Origin of the sequence: Dysgonomonas sp. BGC7 (genome assembly GCF_001261735.1) — a bacterium.
Lineage (GTDB): Bacteria > Bacteroidota > Bacteroidia > Bacteroidales > Dysgonomonadaceae > Dysgonomonas.
Genome location: NZ_CVRP01000019.1, coordinates 91609 through 112333, shown reverse-complemented (window position 1 = coordinate 112333; position 20725 = coordinate 91609). Strand labels below are relative to the sequence as shown.

21 protein-coding genes are annotated in these 20725 nt (G+C 35.9%); 7 read left to right on the top strand and 14 right to left on the bottom strand.

Going from position 1 to position 20725, the window contains the following annotated elements:
• Positions 1-10: 10 nt before the first annotated feature.
• Positions 11-1966: a glycoside hydrolase family 97 protein gene (locus BGC7_RS15360; RefSeq protein WP_050702484.1), complete on the top strand. Its 1956-nt coding sequence runs from the start codon at positions 11-13 to the stop codon at positions 1964-1966.
• Between the two features lie 79 nt (positions 1967-2045).
• On the top strand, positions 2046-4208 hold the full coding sequence (locus BGC7_RS15355) for an alpha-glucuronidase family glycosyl hydrolase (RefSeq protein WP_050702483.1): 2163 nt from the start codon (positions 2046-2048) through the stop codon (positions 4206-4208).
• A gap of 823 nt (positions 4209-5031) precedes the next feature.
• Here BGC7_RS15355 and BGC7_RS15350 read toward each other — a convergent pair.
• The 8 genes from BGC7_RS15350 to BGC7_RS15320 form a co-directional block, all read right to left on the bottom strand.
• Positions 5032-5877 carry a DUF3945 domain-containing protein gene (locus BGC7_RS15350; RefSeq protein WP_050702482.1) on the bottom strand — a complete coding sequence of 282 codons (846 nt, stop codon included), beginning with the start codon at positions 5875-5877 and terminating at the stop codon, positions 5032-5034.
• A gap of 63 nt (positions 5878-5940) precedes the next feature.
• Positions 5941-6177 carry a PLP-dependent transferase gene (locus BGC7_RS18110; protein ID WP_199318975.1) on the bottom strand — a complete coding sequence of 79 codons (237 nt, stop codon included), beginning with the start codon at positions 6175-6177 and terminating at the stop codon, positions 5941-5943.
• A 165-nt stretch (positions 6178-6342) separates the two neighbouring features.
• On the bottom strand, positions 6343-6525 hold the full coding sequence (locus BGC7_RS18105) for a PLP-dependent transferase (RefSeq protein WP_199318974.1): 183 nt from the start codon (positions 6523-6525) through the stop codon (positions 6343-6345).
• A gap of 22 nt (positions 6526-6547) precedes the next feature.
• Positions 6548-6868 (bottom strand): DsrE family protein, encoded by a 321-nt coding sequence (locus BGC7_RS15340; RefSeq protein ID WP_050702481.1) that lies wholly within the window; start codon positions 6866-6868, stop codon positions 6548-6550.
• 154 nt (positions 6869-7022) lie between these two features.
• A complete protein-coding gene (locus tag BGC7_RS15335; protein ID WP_255351482.1) occupies positions 7023-7565 on the bottom strand; it encodes an ArsR family transcriptional regulator in 543 nt (180 codons plus the stop codon).
• A gap of 297 nt (positions 7566-7862) precedes the next feature.
• Positions 7863-8150: a hypothetical protein gene (locus tag BGC7_RS15330; protein WP_050702479.1), complete on the bottom strand. Its 288-nt coding sequence runs from the start codon at positions 8148-8150 to the stop codon at positions 7863-7865.
• Positions 8151-8288: 138 nt separating this feature from the next.
• Complete coding sequence (locus BGC7_RS15325; protein ID WP_050702478.1) at positions 8289-8879, bottom strand: 5'-methylthioadenosine/S-adenosylhomocysteine nucleosidase family protein; 591 nt, start codon at positions 8877-8879, stop codon at positions 8289-8291.
• Between the two features lie 13 nt (positions 8880-8892).
• Positions 8893-9774 carry an AraC family transcriptional regulator gene (locus BGC7_RS15320; RefSeq protein ID WP_050702477.1) on the bottom strand — a complete coding sequence of 294 codons (882 nt, stop codon included), beginning with the start codon at positions 9772-9774 and terminating at the stop codon, positions 8893-8895.
• A gap of 708 nt (positions 9775-10482) precedes the next feature.
• Between BGC7_RS15320 and BGC7_RS15315 the strand changes: the two genes are divergently transcribed.
• From BGC7_RS15315 to trxA, 5 genes are all read left to right on the top strand, one after another.
• A complete protein-coding gene (locus BGC7_RS15315) occupies positions 10483-10824 on the top strand; it encodes a hypothetical protein (protein WP_050702476.1) in 342 nt (113 codons plus the stop codon).
• Between the two features lie 90 nt (positions 10825-10914).
• On the top strand, positions 10915-11943 hold the full coding sequence (locus BGC7_RS15310) for a TQO small subunit DoxD (RefSeq protein WP_050702475.1): 1029 nt from the start codon (positions 10915-10917) through the stop codon (positions 11941-11943).
• A gap of 14 nt (positions 11944-11957) precedes the next feature.
• The gene (locus BGC7_RS15305) at positions 11958-12326 is read left to right on the top strand and encodes a heavy-metal-associated domain-containing protein (protein ID WP_050702474.1); all 369 of its coding nucleotides are present in this window, start codon (positions 11958-11960) and stop codon (positions 12324-12326) included.
• Positions 12327-12337: 11 nt separating this feature from the next.
• Positions 12338-12544: a DUF6132 family protein gene (locus BGC7_RS15300; RefSeq protein ID WP_050702473.1), complete on the top strand. Its 207-nt coding sequence runs from the start codon at positions 12338-12340 to the stop codon at positions 12542-12544.
• Positions 12545-12581: 37 nt separating this feature from the next.
• Entirely contained in the window at positions 12582-13055 is a 474-nt protein-coding gene (trxA, locus tag BGC7_RS15295) for a thioredoxin (RefSeq protein WP_050702472.1), read from the top strand.
• An 88-nt stretch (positions 13056-13143) separates the two neighbouring features.
• On the opposite strand, the gene BGC7_RS17970 is transcribed toward trxA, so the two are convergent.
• From BGC7_RS17970 to BGC7_RS15270, 6 genes are all read right to left on the bottom strand, one after another.
• Positions 13144-13296 (bottom strand): hypothetical protein, encoded by a 153-nt coding sequence (locus BGC7_RS17970; protein ID WP_157258751.1) that lies wholly within the window; start codon positions 13294-13296, stop codon positions 13144-13146.
• Between the two features lie 333 nt (positions 13297-13629).
• Positions 13630-13863 carry a hypothetical protein gene (locus BGC7_RS18070; protein WP_050702471.1) on the bottom strand — a complete coding sequence of 78 codons (234 nt, stop codon included), beginning with the start codon at positions 13861-13863 and terminating at the stop codon, positions 13630-13632.
• A gap of 42 nt (positions 13864-13905) precedes the next feature.
• Positions 13906-15378, bottom strand: coding sequence for a RagB/SusD family nutrient uptake outer membrane protein (locus BGC7_RS15285; RefSeq protein ID WP_050702470.1), 1473 nt, complete (start codon positions 15376-15378; stop codon positions 13906-13908).
• A 25-nt stretch (positions 15379-15403) separates the two neighbouring features.
• Positions 15404-18604, bottom strand: coding sequence for a SusC/RagA family TonB-linked outer membrane protein (locus BGC7_RS15280; RefSeq protein WP_082206798.1), 3201 nt, complete (start codon positions 18602-18604; stop codon positions 15404-15406).
• Positions 18605-18658: 54 nt separating this feature from the next.
• Complete coding sequence (locus BGC7_RS15275; protein ID WP_050702469.1) at positions 18659-19570, bottom strand: dihydrodipicolinate synthase family protein; 912 nt, start codon at positions 19568-19570, stop codon at positions 18659-18661.
• 65 nt (positions 19571-19635) lie between these two features.
• A complete protein-coding gene (locus BGC7_RS15270; protein WP_157258750.1) occupies positions 19636-20724 on the bottom strand; it encodes a hypothetical protein in 1089 nt (362 codons plus the stop codon).
• Position 20725 lies beyond the last annotated feature (1 nt).

The window sequence follows — 20725 nt, the reverse complement described above, 5'->3', positions numbered from 1 at the left end:
ACCCAATTTAATGAAGAAAATTGTACTATCATTTCTATTTTGCATAGCATTTCTAAGTATTTGTGCACAAAAACAAATAGAGCTTACATCTCCCAATGGAGAAATAAAAGTAAAGTTGAATGTAGGAGATAAAATATATTACTCTATCTTGTATGATAATGAGACTTTACTGAAAGATAATTATCTAGCATTATCTTTGAAAAATACAACTTTAGGAGACAAGCCAAAGCTCGTAAACCAGAAGCAAATAAAAGTAAGTGAAAACTTAACACCAGTTGTTCCGCTCAAGTATTCAACCGTGAAAAATGAATACACTCAATTGACCTTAAATTTCAAAGGGAACTATTCTGTAGAATTCCGAGCCTTTAATGATGGTATTGCTTATCGTTTCACTACCAATATGAAAGAGAAAAATGATATTGAAGTAATGAATGAAGAATTCGCTGTTAACTTTCCGTCCGATTATCTATTGCATTTGCAACAGCCGGGAGGATTCAAGACCGCCTATGAAGAAGCATATACACACATAGAAAGCCAAGATTGGAAGGCTGAAGATAAAATGTCAACTCTTCCTATACTGATCGATACCAAGAAGAAGTATAAAATATTAATATCAGAAACAAATGTATCGGACTACCCTTGTATGTTCCTAAAAGGGAATAATAAGAATGGTATCGTTTCTGCATTTCCTAAAGAACCTTTAGAGTTTGGTGAAGACGGAGACCGTAGCCAGAAACTTACTAAAGAGGCAGAATATATAGCTAAGACAATTGGCAAACGGGATTTTCCGTGGCGATATTTTGTAATAAGCAAAGAGGACAAACAATTAATATCGAATACAATGTCATACAAGCTTGCTCCTAAAAGCGAACTGAAGGATGTATCATGGATCAAACCTGGCAAAGTAAGTTGGGAATGGTGGAATGATGCGTCTCCATATGGACCTGACGTGAATTTCGAAGCTGGATACAATCTGGATACATACAAGTATTATATTGATTTTGCATCAAAATATGGTATAGAGTACATTATAATGGATGAAGGTTGGGCTGAAACTACCCGGGACCCCTATACACCCAATCCGAAAGTAGATGTACATGAATTAATTCGTTACGGAAAAGAAAAGAATGTTGGTATTGTTCTTTGGTTGACATGGCTGACTGTCGAAAATAACATGGAATTATTTAAGACTTTTTCTGAGTGGGGAGTAAAAGGAGTTAAAATCGACTTTATGGATCGCAGCGATCAATGGATGATGAATTACTATGAACGTGTTGCAAAAGAGGCTGCCAAATACAATCTGTTTGTCGATTATCATGGCTCTATAAGTCCTAAAGGCTTAGAATATAAATATCCGAACATTATCTCTTATGAAGGGGTTAGGGGTATGGAACAGATGGGAGGTTGCTATCCTGACAACAGTGTTTATTTTCCTTTCATGCGTAATGCGGTAGGAGCAATGGATTACACTCCCGGTGCCATGATAAGTATGCAGCCAAATGTATATTGTGGCAACCGACCTAATTCGGCAAGTATTGGCACACGTGCATATCAGTTAGCTCTATTCGTTATATTCGAAAGTGGATTACAGATGTTAGCTGACAACCCTACACTGTATTATCGTAATGCAGATTGTACCGAGTTTATTACTAGCGTTCCGACTACATGGGACGAAACTTTACCTTTAGAAGCGAAGGTTGGCGAGTATGCAATCGTAGCTAAACGTAAAGGAGATAAGTGGTATATAGGTGGTATGACTAACAACAAAGAAAAAGAACGCACATTCACAATCAACCTCGATTTTTTAAATTCTACAAAGAATTACAAAATGACTTCATTCGAAGATGGAATCAATGCCAGTCGCCAAGCAATGGATTACAGAAAGAACGAATTGCAGGTAAAGAAAGAGAATACTATTCAAATAAAGATGGTGAAAAACGGAGGTTTTGCTGCAATCATAGAATAATAAATAATCATGGAGTCGTCTAGGCTTTTGAAGCCTAATAAATAATAAAAGCCGGACGACTTACATATACAATTATTGGATGAAAAAAAGATTTTACACATTAATTATATTATTTACAATACTGGGAATAGTACAAGCCGAAAATGGATACGACCTATGGTTAAGGTACAAGAAAATAGATAATAAAATATTGCTCCAGTCTTATCAAAATAAGAATGGTAATATCCTTTTTCCCGCTGTATCAGAAAGCATGAATGCTGCTAAAAAAGAACTAACTCTAGGGTTAGAAGGTCTTTTGGGATTAGAGTTAAAAGAAACATCTAATGTAGAGAATAATACGTTAATAGTTGGTACAGTAGAGTCGTCCAATATTATCTCTAAGCTATCATTTGCCGATGAAATAATTTTTTTGGATAAAGATGGCTATATTATTCGGTCGGCAACTTATCAAGGCAAAGCGATAACAGTTATTGCTGCAAAAACAGATATAGGAGTCATTTATGGAGTATTCCATTATCTAAGACTAATGCAGACTCATCAATCGTTAGATAAAATTGCAATAAAAGAAGAACCGAAATTACAATACCGTGTGCTGAATCATTGGGACAACCTAAACGGTACTATTGAACGAGGTTATGCAGGGTATTCGCTTTGGGATTGGGAGCGTCTTCCTATGTACAAAGATCCTCGTTTGATAGATTATGCAAGAGCGAATGCTTCTGTCGGAATAAACGGAGCAATATTGAATAATGTAAATGCAAATGCGAAAAGCTTGCGTACTGAATGGTTAGTCAAAGCCAGCGGATTAGCCACTGCATTCAGACCATATGGTATCCGTGTATATCTCACAGCTCGATTTAGTGCACCTAAAGAACTAGGAGGGCTTCCAACTGCTGATCCGGCTAATCCACGAGTGAGACAATGGTGGAAAGACAAAGTTGCTGAGATTTATTCTTTAATCCCTGACTTTGGAGGCTTTATACTCAAAGCTAATTCTGAAGGACAACCCGGACCTCAAGACTATGGACGTACACACGCAGATGGTGCGAATATGATAGGTGAAGCCTTAGAGCCTTATGGAGGTGTTGTCTTTTGGCGCGCATTTGTATATCATAATGAGCGACATATAGATAGGGTTACCAATGGTTATAATGAGTTTAAACCTTTAGACGGGAAGTTTAATAAAAATGTATTTGTACAACCCAAAAATGGACCTATAGATTTTCAACCTCGCGAACCATTTCATCCTCTATTTGGACAAATGCCCAATACTCCATTAGCTATAGAGTTCCAGATTACTCAAGAGAACCTTGGACATTCCGGACATTTGGTTTATTTGGGAGCATTATTTGAAGAGACATTACAATCCGATACGTATGCTAATGGGAAGGGTTCTACAATATCTAATGTCTTACAGAATTATAAGAAAACACATGGAATATCAGGTATTGCAGGAGTTTCTAATATAGGTACAGATATAAACTGGACAGGACACCTTTTTGGTCAGGCTAATTGGCATGCATTCGGGCGTTTGGCTTGGAATCCCGATTTGTCATCAAAGAAGATGTCAGAGGAGTGGGTCAGGATGACTTTTTCGAATGATGTTGATGTAATAAAACCTATTCAAAAAATGATGCTCATGTCACGCGAAGCAGTAGTCAATTATGAAATGCCTTTAGGTTTAAATCATATCATGAACTATGATACACACAATGGCCCCGAACCTTGGCATGATGATCCCGTTTGGACTGCTTATGATTATCACAAAATAACAAAAGATAGCATTGGTGTAAACCGGACAAAGAATGGAAGTGATGCTGTAGGCCAATATCATGAACCTTTGTGTAATAAATTTAACAATTTGGAAACTTGTCCTGAAACGCTTCTGTTATGGTTTCATCGCTTATCGTGGAATTACAAATTATCATCAGGAAAGACTTTATGGAATGGCATTGTAGATCATTACTATGAGGGTGTTGATCAAGTCAGACAGATGCAGGTAATATGGAATAGTCTGGAGAAAAGAATCGATCAAGAAAGGTTCGAACATATCAAAGCCTTAATGAAAATTCAAGAAAGTGAGGCTGTTTGGTGGAGAGATGCTTGTCTATTATTCTTTCAGAGTTATTCTGGTATGCCCATTCCGGCTGAATACGAACAACCTAAATATTCGTTAGAATACTATAAAAGAATTCCGTTTCCTTACGATTGGGATAATACATTGTTTTTCAATAAGAAATAAACTAAATTAAAGAAAGGTACTTAAGAATTTAATTTATCTGACAGTACAATTGTTCTCATATTCGTTCAATTTATATTTTCAATGGGGAATTAAGGGTGGTGTAAATTATTCGGCAATAACAGATTCAAGACTTGCTAAATATATAAGTTCTCTGAATATATTAGCGGTACTTATGACGTTCGTTTAGCACATAAATGGTCTTTACAGCTAGAACTACTATTAACATTAATAAAATACAAAATAAAAGTTAATGATGATATCTTGAATAAAGGGCATACACACTTTATAACTCAAAGAATGAATTAGTCAAGTCTCTTAAATTTAATGTAAACAAATAGCTGTATAGCCTTATTTTTAAAAATCAGTATAAAATAGCTATATTTGTGTAGATAACACAGAGGTACACAGCCCGAATAGGAATTAAGTTTCCGGTTCAGGCTTTTTCTATTTATACACAAACCATGCGAAGTTATAAACCTTGCCTATCTCTGACTAATGGTGATAAATGGAAATACAGGGACAGCCAAGAATGGAATATCTATGTAAATAGTATTCCTTTTTAAATTTTTCTGGACAGAAAAGACATTGTAAGCCGTGACTGGCCGCAGCTATGAACTTTTAATATTCGATTCTTACATATAGATCGGACGACAAGGGGTACGATTCCTAAAAGGTTTTTTACAGACGGGAAGACGAGGATGATATAGTTGTATTCTCCTTAAAGCTAAAAGTCAATGACAGACTAGCACAATTCTATTTATTCATATTATCTGACCCATAATCCAATTTTTAGCCTTTTTATATTTGGCCTTTGATGAAATAGCTATCTTAATTTCGGTCTCGTTTTTTTATTATCTAACAGCTGCTTCGGGGCATATTTTTGGCCTATATTATCTTTCTCTCTTTTTTGTATCTTTGGATTATCCCACGATTTCTTATACTCAGCATCCTCTTTATTCTCTTTCCAGAGATACGGGTATGCAAAATCAAGGCCACCCCACCACTTGACTTTGGCTTTTGTTATATAGCCTGCTTCTATCAACATCTTATCTCGAAGACGCATTTCGTATTTACCATATTTGACAAAAGTATCAGGATTTTTCTTGCAGGAAAAAGCTTTGTTCTTTTCCTCATTGAGGAAAACATAAGAAGAGAACTTTTCCTTGCTATCTCTTTTATTTATATTTTCCAGATATATAAAGCCACCCTCTTCCAACGTCTGCCATTGCCTGGGCGTTAACATAACCCCGCTTATAGAGTGCACTATCGGTTTACTTTCAACCGGCTGTTCCCTTCTCAGATCTTGTGTTTCTTGTTGCTGTTGGTTATTTTTTGTTTGTTCTTGTAATAACTCAACATTCATCTGAAACTCTTTTTTGAGGTTACCGAAGCTAAATTTCCAGTCAATTTGTGAACCTTTAAAAGCAATATTGTTATACCGAAACGATACCCCTTCAATCTGATTGGTACCTCGTTTGAATTTATAATCAAGCTCAATTTCGAATTTTTTAAGACCAAACCGTAAGTCAGCGGGAACTTTACACTCCGGTAAAACAGCCCTAATCGTATCATACATATAATACTTTACCCTATCCGGATCATTGAGTTTATCCCGCTTAACCCGATCTTTCCCCTTACCATAAGTCAGGTCATATTTGTCCTTTAGCATCTGTCTTGTCCTAAAAAAACTTTACGGATTTTCTTTATTGTTCTGAATGACCCTTACAGTTCTTTAGATATCTGCCCCAAATTCAAATGGTTTGCAAAGAATCGGTGTGGCAAAAGTATTGTCTACGATAAGAGGAACACCATTCTTGTGAGACATACGTGCAAATTTCTCTATATCCAACACAACCAATTCCGGATTGGCAATAGTTTCGGCAAATACTATTTTTGTATTTGGTTTGAAAGCTGCATTCAATGTATTTTCATCAGCATCAATGTCTACAAAAATACATTCGATCCCCAATTTCTTTAAGGTAAATTAAAACAGGTTAGTTGCACCGCATATATCTGTATGGGGCTAATAAAACTATCTCCCGCCTTTCACAAGGTAAGGATAGCAATCAAGATAGCTGCTTGTGCCGAAGAGGTGCATAATGCTCCAACTCCTCCTTCGAATGCGGCAATTTTTTTATTCCACAGCCATCACGGTAGGATTGGCAAATCGAGAATAGATGAAACTTTTCATCGGATCATCAAAAACAGTTCCTATCTCTTCGATAGAATCGTAAACATAGGTTACTATCGGCACAACACGTGGTTCTGCATTCTTGGGTGTGTAACCTGCGTGTAGGCATAAAGTTTCGTCTTTCATTGTATTAATCTTTATTTATATTTTAAAATGTTACTGTTTTATCTGCCCATTCTACCATCTCTACACAATCAATCATTGTTGATACTGAACAAGCATCACTTCCTCCTTTTTTTCTGATTTCTAGACATGTGCCACAGGCTAATAAATCTCCGTCTACTTCTACGAATTTTAGAAGTTGACCTCTTACATCAAATTTCGAGTCTGTCAACTCTTCACATTCTACCGCTTCACCCATCAGAAAGACTTTCACTTCGTGTCCTTGTTTTTTAGCACTGGTTGCAAAACGAAAAGCATTGTAGGCTTTTTCTAACTCTTTGGTTTCTAAAATGATTCCGAGTTTCATGACTCTTTATTTTTTATTATTGATCTATTTTCTTCGTTATAAGACTGTTTTTGTTGTAGAAATCGAAACAATACAATATTAAATAGAATAGTTGAATAGATATGCATAAAAATTAAATAATAGTTTAATACTGATTATTTAATTTGCACTATACTTATTTCTGATTTATGACTATTCCTGAATAGTTTTCTATCCAATCCGGAACCTCCCGAACTAGTTTTCGGACATTAAATCCTTCGGCTCTTAGCAATTCAACTGCCTCATCTGATAATAGACATAGAGCTCCTCGGCAGTAGGCTACAATCTCTTTGTCTTTTGATAGTTCTGCTATTCGTTTCTTTAATTGGTCTAATGGTATTGAAATAGCTTTATGGATATGTACTCTATTGAATACTTCCTCTGAGTTGACATCTAACAGAATTACCTCTCCTGCTTCTATTCTGGCTATCAAATCCTCTCCTGTTGTAGCAATAAGAGTTGGATCTCCTTTTTTGTAGTCTGCAATAAGTTTTGATATTTCCGAGTTCAATTCTACTCCTAAATCCCGAACGCTTTCCCATGCATGAAAAGCTCTTTCGCTCACTATGCGATAATATGCATAATTACCTCTTTTATCCGAGGTTACTAAACGTGCATTTTTTAGTATTTGCAGGTGCTGAGAAGTATTGGCAATACTCATGTTCGAATGTTTAGCTATATCTTCAACAGGGAATGCTCCTTATGCCAATATATCTAAAATCTCCATACGACGAGGATTAGCCATGGCCGAGGCTACTTTAGCAAGCTCCTCGTATACTTTATCTTTTAATATTCTTACGTCCGACATGATTCGAGTATTATTGATTTTCAACAAAAATATATAAAAAACTAATTATTCAATAAATTGCGTGAATAATTTAGTATACTTCACTAAAAAATGATTGCCAATTAATAACAAGGGACTGATTTTGTCAGCCCCTTGTCATGTGAAATAAAAAACTTATTGCTCTACAAATTAAGCAACAAGATAGATTTTTATTTCAGGAGTTTCGTCAAACAGCGGAGACAGTTCTTTTACCACATCGTTATTGAATAGTTCAGTTTCCAGATAAGCATTTGCATCTTCTACACTTGCAAATCCATGCAAAACCTGTACATCCTCGTCTCTTATAAGCAGGTCTTTAGATGTAGCACCTTTCACAGTATCTAAGAAAGGTTGTTTGTACTTGTTGAAAACTCCTGCTGCTGCCGGTCTGTTTGCATTACTCACATACATCGTAATTTCTAAATACGCTTTTGTCATGTTATTTCCTTTTTAATGATTAATAATGTTCTTTCTTCTCTTCTTTTCAGATCATACAAAGGTCTCACTTAATGGAAATAGTGACAATGGACAAAAAAGAGTAAAAGTGGTAAATTAGGGAAGATGCACCTTCGCTGATCAATCTACGATTATAGACAATAATTCATTCTCTGCAAACCAAGCAGAGAGCCCTGTACAGGCATCAGCTAATTTATTCTCCCAATGTTTCACCGAATTTTCGCCTATTATATCCGTAATATATTTAACTGACAGAAACGGAACACCCATCTCTTTACAAACGAAAGCTTGTGTGTAGGCCTCCATATCTACAAAGTCTTCGGATATAGATGCTATTTCGGTAACAAATGTATCTCCCGTATTACAAATACCTATTTTGTCGTATGTAGACAACCAGTTTTTTAGCTTTGGATAGTTCATTATGAGTGATTCTCCACTTATTTCATATTCTATGCCGGGCAACTTGATAGCTTTGTAATCGCGATCGATAAAGTGTGTCGCAATAAAGATATCTCCTACTTTGTGTGAAACGGTTCTGGCTGTGCCTATATTCAGAACGAAATTAGGTTTTTCCTCTATTATCTTTTGGGTGAGATGATAAGCCGACTTTGTTTTTCCAACTCCTGTCTGAACAAATAATACATCGCAATTATCAATCGTCAGAGGTATATATTCTTCTTTAACGGCATATGTGATCAATATCTTTTTCATTTATAATAATTGATTAAATAATGGTTTTACGAAAGTCGCTTGGTGAGAGTTTCATGTATCTTTTGAAAAATTTGACGAAATAAGATGGATCTTCAAAGCCGAGCTCAAATCCAATCTCATTCACATTCTTATCAGAATATACAAGTAAGCGTTTTGCTTCAAGTGATATACGCTTATTAATTATTTCAAGTGGGGTTTGATGAGAAATAGATTTTGTACAACTGGTTAATGTTTTAGTCGAAATATTCAGCAGATCTGCATATTCTGCAACCGTATGGATTGAGCGATAATTCTCTTCGAGTAGCCTCCTGAATTTTACAAACAAGATGTGTGATGGATTGTTGATCGAGAGTCCACTACAATCTTTTCTTACACCGAAACGCTGAATAACAATGAGAAATAAATGCAATAAGGTTTTCAGATATTCGCCATGTGCAAACTGGCTGGGAGTCCACATCTCTGATTGCATCTGTATTACAATATTACGCAATTCTTTGTCATCTGTATGTTTGATATGAAAGACCGGTTTTTTCTCGAACGAGTGAAAGATGTTGTGATTTAAGAATGTATTGATCTGATTTTCACTATCAGCAATAAATGACTCGTTGAAGTGAATAATACATCCTTCATAGCTATTGTCATCGAAGCAATGTATTTGTCCTTGAGATATAAAGAAGAAAGAATTATCCTGAACATTGTACTCATTAAAGTCTACATAATGTTTCCCTTTGCCCGACATAAACCAGATAATCTGATAAAAGGTATGAACATGGGGCTTTTGGGTAAGACAACCTCCATCCTTAAGATAGTCACTTAATGGATATATTTCGAATTGTAATTTTTCGGGAGCATCTTTGTGTAGATGATACTTTTCTATTTCCCTCAATTTTTTCATTTGGTAAAATTACATAGAAAAGTCTTCCTTTTTCAATAATAACAATGGTAAATTACGGAAAAAGTATGGTGGATTTAAGAGTGCGATAAAGTGTATAAATTTTCTATGTTGAAAAAAAAAATCTTATATTTGGACTTAGAAGTTAGGTAGATAGTGGTCCGCCAAAACGAGACAAAAAGGCATTATTTTAATCGTTACGAATTCGTTACGGACTTACCTTTTGGAAAAATTAAACAATTGATTATTATATCTATTACGAGATAAAAAAGTGTTCCCGCTCGGATCACTTTAAGGCCTTCCCTTGGCTATTAAATTGTTGTATTCTGAGATTAATCAATTCAGTAGACTATATCCCTCATAATCACCTTCTATTTTGATAGTTTTTACTAAAAAACGTTTCTTCTAAGATGGTCAAATCTCATTCGTTTTTTAATTAAGAGGAGAGTTGAATGGCTTAAAATATTGTTTGAAAATTTTTGATAGTAATAGATAATATTCTCAAATAAAACATTTAGAACGGAAAGGTCTCAGTGTAAGATATAGTAAAATACAGGTCTGCTTCAGAAATATTTTTTGTAAACTAAATAAAACTCTCTAATTTTCAATAATATAAAAGTTTACTTCTTGTGAATAATTTATAAAGAAATGAAAATGAATAAACATTGCTCGTTTATATCGTGTTCTAGATATTATTGCAAAATAATAATTATGCATAAACGTATTACTTCTTTCATATACCTATTGCCATTGGTAATACTTATAAGTCTACCTTGTTCCGTAAAACAAGACCTAAAGCAGCTATTCGGTATTCCGGTTAATACATCCGTACAGATAGAAAAGAGTGGTAATACTATATGTGTTTATACATCTGTTCAGAGTAAGAAAAACGAAAAGAAGAAACAACAGTTTAATGTCAAGCATCTCTTCAAACAAGCTTCTTCGTTTTTCTCTTTGTCAACCGATCTCACTCTGTATCAAAGTACAGGCTCAGATCCAAGCAATTTCTCTCCAGTCCCCATATTTCTTAGATGTAGAAAATTAATTATTTGATTTCGTATACATTTTTAATATCTGATGAAATGATTATTCATTTTATCAGAGTTTTTATGTGTTCAATTTTAAATAATTAATTAATCTGTTATGAAATATAATAATCAAGAATTACAACATACATACCTCTTATCCGGTACTTTTACATTAGCCTTGCGCTTGGTTGTTGGGTGGACCTACTTTTCTGCTTTCTGGAGGCGGCTGGTTATCGAGAACAAACTGATAGAGGACGAAGCGGGATATATCGGAGAAAAATTCAACCATTTTCTACCCAATGCATTAGGAATAAAACCCATGATCGAATATCTAGTCTCCAATCCCGATACTCTATGGTGGGCAATGGTTACTTTCACTATCATCGAAGCTATTGTAGGATTATTCATAATGTTTGGGCTATTTACCAGGCTAATGAGCATCGGAGTATTAGCTTTGGCTACAGGTATTCTTTTAGGTTCGGGGTGGTTGGGTACGACCTGTCTAGATGAATGGCAAATAGGAATATTAGGCATGGCTACAGGTTTTGCTATCTTTTTTACAGGAGGAGGTAAATATTCGCTTGACTACTACTTACAGAAGAAACCTCTATTTGATAAAATTAAATATTCGCCTTGGATTATGTCTGGTGTATTACCTATTGGTGACAGACTAATGAAAAAAATTATACTATCAGGAACTATCGTTATATTCTTTATGACATTGTTTACCAATCAATATTTTCACAATGGAGTATGGGGTAAGCTACATAATAAATCGGTTAAACCCATTGTCGAGATTTCTGATGCGAAGCTAACAAATGGAAAATTATCATTTACTGTCTTTCGAATAGAAGGAGCTGATGTATATGGATCTTTTCTTATTGGTATTCAACTAAAAGACCAAGATGGGAAAGTAATAATAGATAAAGATGGAGAGTCATTGTCTCAATTCTCAAAATCTGATATTGAGAATTATTATGTGGCAAAGGTAATAGCGGGTAAACATAGCCTTGTTATTCCATTGGGAAGCAAAGCGGATTTAACGATCAATGATGATAGTTTACAAAATCTAACGAAAGGATTATATGAACTAACCCTTACAGATATTAGTGGCATTACATGGACGAAGAGTATTAATTATTAACCCATAGGAGTATTATGAAACTAGCTATATTTGTAGTATTGCTCATTAGTATTTCGGCATGTCAAACTACAAAGATTGTTACAGAAACAGATCTTGCAAATACTCCTGCTCAAAAAATAGGAGGGCATTATGTCTTATACGTTAGGGGTGGATATGACGATGTTTGTCAATCTGAAATTGAACAAGCTTCAAAATATTTGCCGGGTGTACATTTCGTCTACTGGTCACAAAGCGAACAAACATTGCTTGTGGATTTCGATGAGTCAAAAACTAATATCGATTCTATTAGTGTTGCTATCGCGAGATATGGTTATGACACAGAAAGACACAAGGCTGATGATTCTATTTATAAAAGACTTCTATTTCAATGTAGATACAAATAATATAAGAAGACATGAAACATATAAAATATAATTTAGCTTACATTTTTGGAGGAATTATTGGTGCAGTAGCCGGCTATCTATATTGGAGATATATAGGATGTACAACAGGAACATGTCCGATAACAACCTCTCCTGTAAATAGCACCATATATGGCTTTATAATCGGGATTTTATTTGGCGGACTTTTTAAAAGAAAAAATCAAGCAAAAGAGCAATAACAAATAAATAAAAGATAAACAATTAATAATTAACAGTATGAAAACAATTATATTAACTATACTATTCTCAGCAGTATTTGCAACATCTTGCAGTGCGAAAACAATAAAAGAAGAACCTACCCCTGATACTAATAAAATCGAGAATAAGGTAAAAACAATACACCTTACAAAAGCAGAGTTTCTAAAAAAAGTAGCAAATTACGAAGCAAACCCGAGCGAATGGAAATATCTTGGAGATAAACCTGCTTTAGTAGACTTTTATACAGATTGGTGTGGTCCATGTAAAAAGGTTGCACCTATTTTAGAAGAGCTGGCAAACGAATACGATGGAGAAATATATGTCTACAAAATAGATACAGAAAGTGAGCAAGAATTAGCATCTGTATTTGGAATAAGAAGCATCCCTTCTTTATTATTTATACCAATGGATGAACAATCTCAAATGGTAGCCGGAGCAATGCCAAAAGCCAATTTAAAAGATGCTATAGAAAAAGTTCTATTAAAAAAATAGGGCTATAAATATAATCCTCAATAGAGATAATAGAATGATAGAGTTGCGAATATAAGCAACTCTATCATTTATTGTTGTCTGAAATAGATTATCCTTCAATTTTCAGTTTTTCAGCTATCTTAGAAATAGAATTTGTCAGATTCTTAATATGAATAACAGTCGTTTTGGGATTCAGTAAAGTTACTCTCATATAGGTCTTTTCATTCAGAACAGTTTGCACGATATAAAATTCGCCATCCATTATCAAGTGAATTGTCTTTAATTGATCCTCTGTAGCATTTTTATAAAATCCAAAGCATCATAGAATGCATTTAGATCGGAATAACATGTACAGAATCCATACCGCTAGATAAAAAGATAATAGTCAATTAGACATACTGTTGGCTTTTTGTTTTATTGAATTGTACATTATTTGCACAACTTCTATATATTTTTGAATATATAGCCTTATTCTATTCCTCATTAATAAACATAACCTCAAAAAAGAGAATATATAAGTTAATTCAACTCCAAAATATTATTTCTCTTTATTTGAATAATAACAAACGAGCCAAATAATAACTATCCGGCTCGCTTAATATAATAACTTATTACTCCTTACAACAGCAAAATATACTTCTTTTATCTTTAAAGAACAACTATCTATTAGCCAACGGCTTTTTCTAAAACTATGTTCAGCTGCTTCAATTAGATAATCAACAAACAAGTCTATATCTCCAATATCGTCAAAGTAAATAGAAGAATAATCACATATATTTTCTTCATTAAAAGTGAATACTATATTAGCCGCTTCTATGTCAGAATACACTCAAATGACATATTGTAAGACTTTTACTTAAAAATGAGTTAGCTAATTCAGATTTGGATTCTTATTTTTAGAATCATCATGTATCGGCCATAGCAAAACATCTTTTTCATTTTCACGTTCAGCAAGAGATGGCACACGTTCAAATACAACATCCATACGTATAAAGTCCCACCACAATTTTCCTTCAGCAGCAAACTCCTTCATACGTTCCTCTATGATAATCTCGTCCACATCTTCAGGTATGAGCCCATGAGGATAGAAATCATCTTGCCCGTATGCTCTTTTAGCTATTTTGTTCACTTCGTCTATTGCTTTATCCTGATAGCCTGTTGCATTATACAACTCGGCTTGAAACATAATCGCATCTGCCAATCTATATATTATTATATCTGACGAATAATATCTTGATCCTGATATCCATTCCCCAATATATTTATTAACCCATCTATAAGTTTTAGTTGGAGATTTCTCCACACGATAGCTTACCTGTGCACGCTGATCAAGAATATTTTCATATAATAGGTTTTCATACGCAGTGGTAAATGTTACCCGTTGAGCTACTCCTCCTTCGGTTCCTATGGCTATTGTCCCATTCGAAATTAATACTTTATCTCCCGCATTTACAGTGCCATCGGTAAACAGATAGTTTTTGGCAAATCCGCCTTCATACTCATCTTTTGCAAAACGAATAACAAATATTGCTTCTTTATTTGCTTTTTTTTGAGTGGCATCAAATATATCCTTATACGAACTAGGCAAGGTTAAGCCTGTGTCTTTGAACACAACATCTAATGCTTCTTGCGCCATCGTGTATCCATAGCTCCCCATATTCTGGGTTTTCGCCATCCACATATAAAAATCGGCTTTTAACATGTTCAGAGAAGTTATAGTTGCTGTTGTTGTAGTCGGCATTCCGGTAGGAACAGTTGCTGGCATAAGTGATACAGCTAAGGCAATATCTTCTTCCACACGGTCATATATGTTAGATACCGGACTCTTTGGGGGATATAGCCCCGGATCGCTTTCCAATTCATAACCATCGAGTACTAAGGGTGCATCTCCCCATACACGTGCAACATAATAGTAACCTAATGCCCGGGCAAAATAAGCATTTGCCAATACCCATTTTTTCTCATCGGCGATTTTGAATTCCACACTTGGAGTATATTTAAGTACCAGATTAGCCATATTGATCATCTTATATAAGCTAGCCCAGTTAGCTCCTGCATTGGATGACGTAATAGTATTAGTACACATATATGATATGTCAGCACCCAATGCTAACGTACTATTAAACATTCCCGCACGATAATCTCCCCAATAAGCATAATTAGAAGCGAGGGCAATACGCATTTGCCCATATACACCATAAACGCCGGCTATGCAATCTTCGTCTGTTTGCCACATCGAATTCATATCAACTTTACTGTCCTGATCGACATCTAGATCGAGGCAAGATGCACTACTGCATGCGATAATGATTGAGGCAATTGTATATATAATAATCTTTTTCATAAATATATATTTTAGGATTATTTTATTAGAATGTTATTTTTACACCTAATGCATATTTCCGTGTAGGAGGATAATTGTAATAGGAAGAAGAATAAGTAGATGCCGTACCCACTTCGGGTGATACTCCTCCCGGTACTGCTGTGAAGAAATGCAGGTTATTTCCTGTCAGACTCAATCCAATATTTGCTATACCTAATCTCTGAAGTTTGGCATGCTTAATATTATAAAGCAGACTTACTTCACGCAGGCACAAGAAATCTCCTTTGTAGGTAAATATGTCTGACATCCGCCCAAAGTTGTTGCTGCCATCTCCGGGATCATTTGCCGTAAATCTGGCATATTTTGCATTCGGATTTTCAGGTGTCCATGTTTTTAATACATCTGTCACCAATGAGTGAGTATAGGCAAATGAGGCTTGAAAATATCGGGAAAACGATTCTTCATAAATAGAGTGTCCGAGTGCCCAGTCGACTGTTATATTGAGACCAAAGTTTTTGTAAGTGAACATATTTGTTAAACTTCCCGTACTCGTTGGTTCTGCTACTCCCAGATAAAATTGATCTACGTCTGTAATCTTTCCGTCTCCATTACGGTCTACCCATTCATAGTCACCCACATTTTTACGTCCTTTTATAGCCCTTCCATCTCTGTATCCGGCCGATAGATCATCATAATAAGCATTGTCAGCAGCCTCTACAGTTTGCAATATACCAGCCGATCTATAACCATAAAAAGCACCTAAAGGTTCGCCTTCGGCAATACCACCAAAAGAAAATGTTGTTCCATCAGGCATCACTCCGTTTGTACCGCCTTCTCGATTTTTATCCCGACTATTATCATTCAGTTTGACGACTTTGTTTTTTACAAAGCTCCATACAAATCTAGAATTCCATTTAAAGTTTTTCGTATCAATATTCTGTGTACTTAGGTCTATATCGAAGCCATAATATTTTACTTCGCCAAGATTGAACATTACCCAGTTATAACCTGATGTATTAGCCAATTCCTTTTGTGTAAGCAGATCTTTAGTGCGTCTGTCAAAATAATCTACCATAACAGTCACTCTATTATTAAACAAACCTATATCAGCTCCCACATTAAATTGATTTGTATGTTCCCATTTCAGATTCTTATTACTCATTCTGTCTGTTACCAGTCCTCCGTGCCCATCGTAGATAGAAGGTATGTAACTACCTTTGGCATCGTAGTGCGAAATATTATTGTTTCCTGTTTGACCATAGCTGATTCTGAGCTTCAGCATCGACAGATACTTTTCTGTACTTTTCATGAACCCTTCATCTGTCACAATCCATCCTGCAGACATACCCGGAAAATAACCCCACTGATTGCCGTCTGCAAACATAGACGATCCATCAGCTCGAAATGTAGCAGTGAAGAGGTACTTTTTCTTATAATCATATATCGCACGACCATAAAAGCCAATCAACCTCAATCTTTCTCGTAAACCCGATGTTTGGGTAATATCAACAGTTGTAGCTCCATTGATAGTTGAAATTTTATCTGTACTACTTCCATATCCTGTAACAGAAGTACGTGCCGACAATTCGTCTTGATACGAATATCCACCTACCGCTGAGATACTATGAGTCTTACTGAATGTATTGCGATAGGAAAGAAAAGCCTCGACTTTATTTCGTTCCAGATTATTAACAATAACCGATGTAGTCCTTTGGCTCGAATAGTAATTTGCTTTTTCAAACGAATTAGCATCGTATCTGCGACGATATATCGAACCTTGTACATTTGCTGTCAAACCCTTTACCAAACGGTATCGTATATTTCCACTAACAGTCAGGTTTGTGGTTTTTTTGTTCTGGTCGTTGTAATAATCATAAAATACAGGATTGGGAGATGTTGCACTATACCCAGGTGCAGGAGTTCCGTCTTCCATATATATTTTTTGTGTGGGAGCGGCAGCCAAGCCTCTCGAAATTACATTACGCTGGTTATCATATTCATTTTTTGTCAGCTCCGAGTAATTCAATCCAAGTGAAACATCTAATGTGTTAGTCACTTTGATCTTTGTATTACCTTTAACTGTATATCGCGAAAAACCTGTTCCTATGGCAATGCCGTCATCATTCATATACCCTAAACTAACGTTGTAGGAAGCTTTGTCTGAACCTCCTTCTACTCCCAGATAGTAATTTTGCCACCATGTATCTTTAAAGAGTTCATCTATGAATGAATTATCCTGAAAAATTAGAGTTTTCGTCGGATCTAAAGGATCAGCCATCGATTTATATCCTGAAGGTATAGCTTCTCCATCACTCAAATAGCGTGTGGTGTAAATCGAGCTTGCCGTATTACCTGTTCCTGCAGCGGACGAACCAGTCAGACGGCTTGTAAACGGACTATTTTGCATAGCAGGACGCATGATAGAGAGGAATTGTTCGGCATTTAGAAACTCGTATTGTCTCGCAGCCTGCTGATAAGCTAACGATGATTCGAATGTGACAGATGGTTTGCCCTGTTTACCTTGCTTGGTAGTAACTAAAATTACACCATTCGATGCTCGCGCACCGTATATAGCTGTCGATGCAGCATCTTTAAGCACTTCGAATGACTCTATATCTGAAGGATTTAATCCTTCCATCGATTGTTCTATACCATCTACAATAATAAGTGGGGCATTTGTAAGGTGAATAGATGATCCTCCACGTATACGAAACTCGACTTCGCTACCCGGTTGATTGTTTGTTGAGGTAACCCTTACTCCCGGCATTTTTCCTTTCAAACCCTCTCCAATAGTAGTGATAGGAATGTTGTTGAGTACTTCTCCTCCAACTTTAGCTATTGAAGAAGTAAGAACCCTGCGAGACTCTGTTCCGTAACCTATGACAACAACTTCATCAAGTCCAACAAGATTTTGCTCCATGATCAGATCGAATGATGCATTTTTAGATACATTAAGTTCAATTGTTTTGAAACCTACCATCGAGAGTATCAACAAATCCCCGTTTTTGGCTTTGATAGTATATTTTCCATCTACGTCAGAGAGCGTTCCGCTAGTGGTTCCTTTAACAGAGATACTTACACCCGGAAGTGTCTCTCCTTCTGTATCTTGTACAATCCCTGAAATGGTTCTCTCTTGCGCTATAAGGCCAATATGTACACTCAGGAGTAAAAATATCGTCGTCAAACGGTATATCGAGGTTTTCAATTTTCTATTCAAAAATCCTCTATTTTTCTTTAGTGCTTTCATCAGATATTGGTTGTATATATTAATTAATGATGCAATTCGCAAAAATATGAAGTATTATTTACTGAAGAAGTTAATAGCATCTAAATCCTTCTTCAGTGCTGCATATTCCTCTGTAGAGAATGAGTCTATCGGTAAACGGCACGATCCGCAATTGATACCCAAAAGATTCATTATAGCTTTTCCTCCACGAACGCCTCCTCCGTATTTGATAATAACTTTTACCAATTCGATCGACTGCATTTGATAAGCACGAGCAGTTTGTACATCGTTGATTTTCATAGCATCGAATATCTTCCGATATATAGGTGCAAAGTAATTGTACGTACTGCCTACTCCGGCTACTGCGCCCATTGACAATCCGGCAATAAGTATTTCATCGTATCCGTGTAATATTTCGAACTCTCCATTATTCAAATTAATACAAGCGCCCATCTCCATCAGATTGTTGTGAGTGAATTTCACACCAGCTAATGTCGGTATAGCCTGTTTTGAATCAATAAGAAATTGCTCGACAGATAGGTCTACTCCCGTCATTGTCGGCATATTGTAATAATAGAAAGGAATTTCAGGTGCAGCAGCAGCGATAGGTTTGAAAAAATTAATTAATGACCGAACTGAAGACGGCTTAAAGAATGAAGGGGCAATAGATGCAATGGCATCTGCTCCGGCTTCTTGCGCATGGCAAGCCAATTCCGCACACTGAGGCAGGCAAAACCCACCGACATGAGCTATTACCTTTATGCGTCCCTTGACTGCTTCAATCCAATGTTCGAGAATGGTCTTTCTTTCGTCAGTAGTCAGCGATGCACCTTCTCCTGTAGTACCGTTTACAAATACTCCGTCTACACCTGCTTTAATGAGGTGTTCTGCATATTTTTCTATTTCATTCGTATGTATGTCTCCGTTGTCGTACATGGGGGTGAACGATGCTGCTACTAACCCTTTTAATCTTTGATAATTTTTCATCTTGTATGTTACATTTATATTAATAATATTATATGTCTGACAAATAAATTGAAAAAAATTTATTTTTAAAAAGAGCCTTTTATAATATGAGGGCTTCTCACTCCAGGTTTGATCTCGCCGGAGACAATGTATATATTTTGGCCTGACAAAACCGTAGTAGTAGTCAATGGCATAGGATAGGGCATACTCTCTTCTTTTACAATCCTATTGACAGATACATCAAACAAACGGACAATATTATCGAACCCTGTTACACCCTCGAAAAAGAACTTCAGCTCATTTTTATACTGTATTACAGAATCATTTAGTGCTTTATTATCTATATAGTTGCTTATCTTCTTTTTCAACTCCATTTCTTTTGTGAATACAAAGCCATCTGTACCTCCAGCCAATAAAATCATATCGCTATTATTCAATCCGATACCAGTAGCAGCCATGAGAGGAAAATTGCCTTCAATCTTTTTCCATTCTGACGAGATTGCATTATATACATGCCCATCAAATAGTACTGTAGGGGTTATATTAGCTCCATAGTTTCTTCCACTAAATAGATAGAAAAGTGTCTCTCCCCTAATATATTTTGCTACACCTACAGCATAACCACGTGCAGCACCACTCCAGTTTGGCAGTTCTTTCCAGCCCTCTTCGGGTCTATCTATGTCGATTGACAAAAATGAATGCGAGGCCTCGCCATCTGTCATACTTTTCTGTCCCCCTGCCACAAAAACAGTATTTCCTGCAATCGAAGCACAACAGTTGGCCAGAGGGTATGGCAATGATACCCAAGGGACAAATTCAACAGAGTCATTCTCATAGGTCATCAGATAAGTATTATCGTAACACTTATCGGCATCACTACCTCCAATACAAAGGATTCCCTTTGGTGTACTAACTGATGAGCCATAAGCTATGGCTTGAGGCAATGTATTTTGTAATACCTTCCAGTTATTAGTTCGTTCTTCTAAAGGTAAAACATAGACATCTTTCGACCAATGCTTCTTTCCTCCGTTCCAAGGCGTGTCTTCGGGGAAAAAGGCACCACCAGCAATGATTAAATGATCATTATTAATTCCAATATAAGCGCCTGCTGTTCCACAATTTTCCTTCCCGTTTACATCGGGCATGACGAGCTTATTGCTCCATTCAATTTTCATA

Excerpts from the sequence above, each read along its gene's own strand:
- BGC7_RS15305 (WP_050702474.1), top strand. The coding sequence starts at position 11,958 with ATGAAACTAGCTATATTTGTAGTATTGCTCATTAGTATTTCGGCATGT.
- BGC7_RS15315 (WP_050702476.1), top strand. The coding sequence starts at position 10,483 with ATGCATAAACGTATTACTTCTTTCATATACCTATTGCCATTGGTAATA.
- BGC7_RS17970 (WP_157258751.1), bottom strand. The coding sequence starts at position 13,296 with ATGGATGGCGAATTTTATATCGTGCAAACTGTTCTGAATGAAAAGACC.
- BGC7_RS18105 (WP_199318974.1), bottom strand. The coding sequence starts at position 6,525 with ATGAAAGACGAAACTTTATGCCTACACGCAGGTTACACACCCAAGAAT.
- BGC7_RS15280 (WP_082206798.1), bottom strand. The coding sequence starts at position 18,604 with ATGAAAGCACTAAAGAAAAATAGAGGATTTTTGAATAGAAAATTGAAA.
- BGC7_RS15355 (WP_050702483.1), top strand. The coding sequence starts at position 2,046 with ATGAAAAAAAGATTTTACACATTAATTATATTATTTACAATACTGGGA.
- BGC7_RS15320 (WP_050702477.1), bottom strand. The coding sequence starts at position 9,774 with ATGAAAAAATTGAGGGAAATAGAAAAGTATCATCTACACAAAGATGCT.
- BGC7_RS15275 (WP_050702469.1), bottom strand. The coding sequence starts at position 19,570 with ATGAAAAATTATCAAAGATTAAAAGGGTTAGTAGCAGCATCGTTCACC.
- BGC7_RS15310 (WP_050702475.1), top strand. The coding sequence starts at position 10,915 with ATGAAATATAATAATCAAGAATTACAACATACATACCTCTTATCCGGT.
- BGC7_RS15285 (WP_050702470.1), bottom strand. The coding sequence starts at position 15,378 with ATGAAAAAGATTATTATATATACAATTGCCTCAATCATTATCGCATGC.
- BGC7_RS15360 (WP_050702484.1), top strand. The coding sequence starts at position 11 with ATGAAGAAAATTGTACTATCATTTCTATTTTGCATAGCATTTCTAAGT.
- BGC7_RS15330 (WP_050702479.1), bottom strand. The coding sequence starts at position 8,150 with ATGACAAAAGCGTATTTAGAAATTACGATGTATGTGAGTAATGCAAAC.
- BGC7_RS15325 (WP_050702478.1), bottom strand. The coding sequence starts at position 8,879 with ATGAAAAAGATATTGATCACATATGCCGTTAAAGAAGAATATATACCT.
- BGC7_RS15270 (WP_157258750.1), bottom strand. The coding sequence starts at position 20,724 with ATGAAAATTGAATGGAGCAATAAGCTCGTCATGCCCGATGTAAACGGG.
- trxA (WP_050702472.1), top strand. The coding sequence starts at position 12,582 with ATGAAAACAATTATATTAACTATACTATTCTCAGCAGTATTTGCAACA.
- BGC7_RS15340 (WP_050702481.1), bottom strand. The coding sequence starts at position 6,868 with ATGAAACTCGGAATCATTTTAGAAACCAAAGAGTTAGAAAAAGCCTAC.
- BGC7_RS15300 (WP_050702473.1), top strand. The coding sequence starts at position 12,338 with ATGAAACATATAAAATATAATTTAGCTTACATTTTTGGAGGAATTATT.
- BGC7_RS15350 (WP_050702482.1), bottom strand. The coding sequence starts at position 5,877 with ATGCTAAAGGACAAATATGACCTGACTTATGGTAAGGGGAAAGATCGG.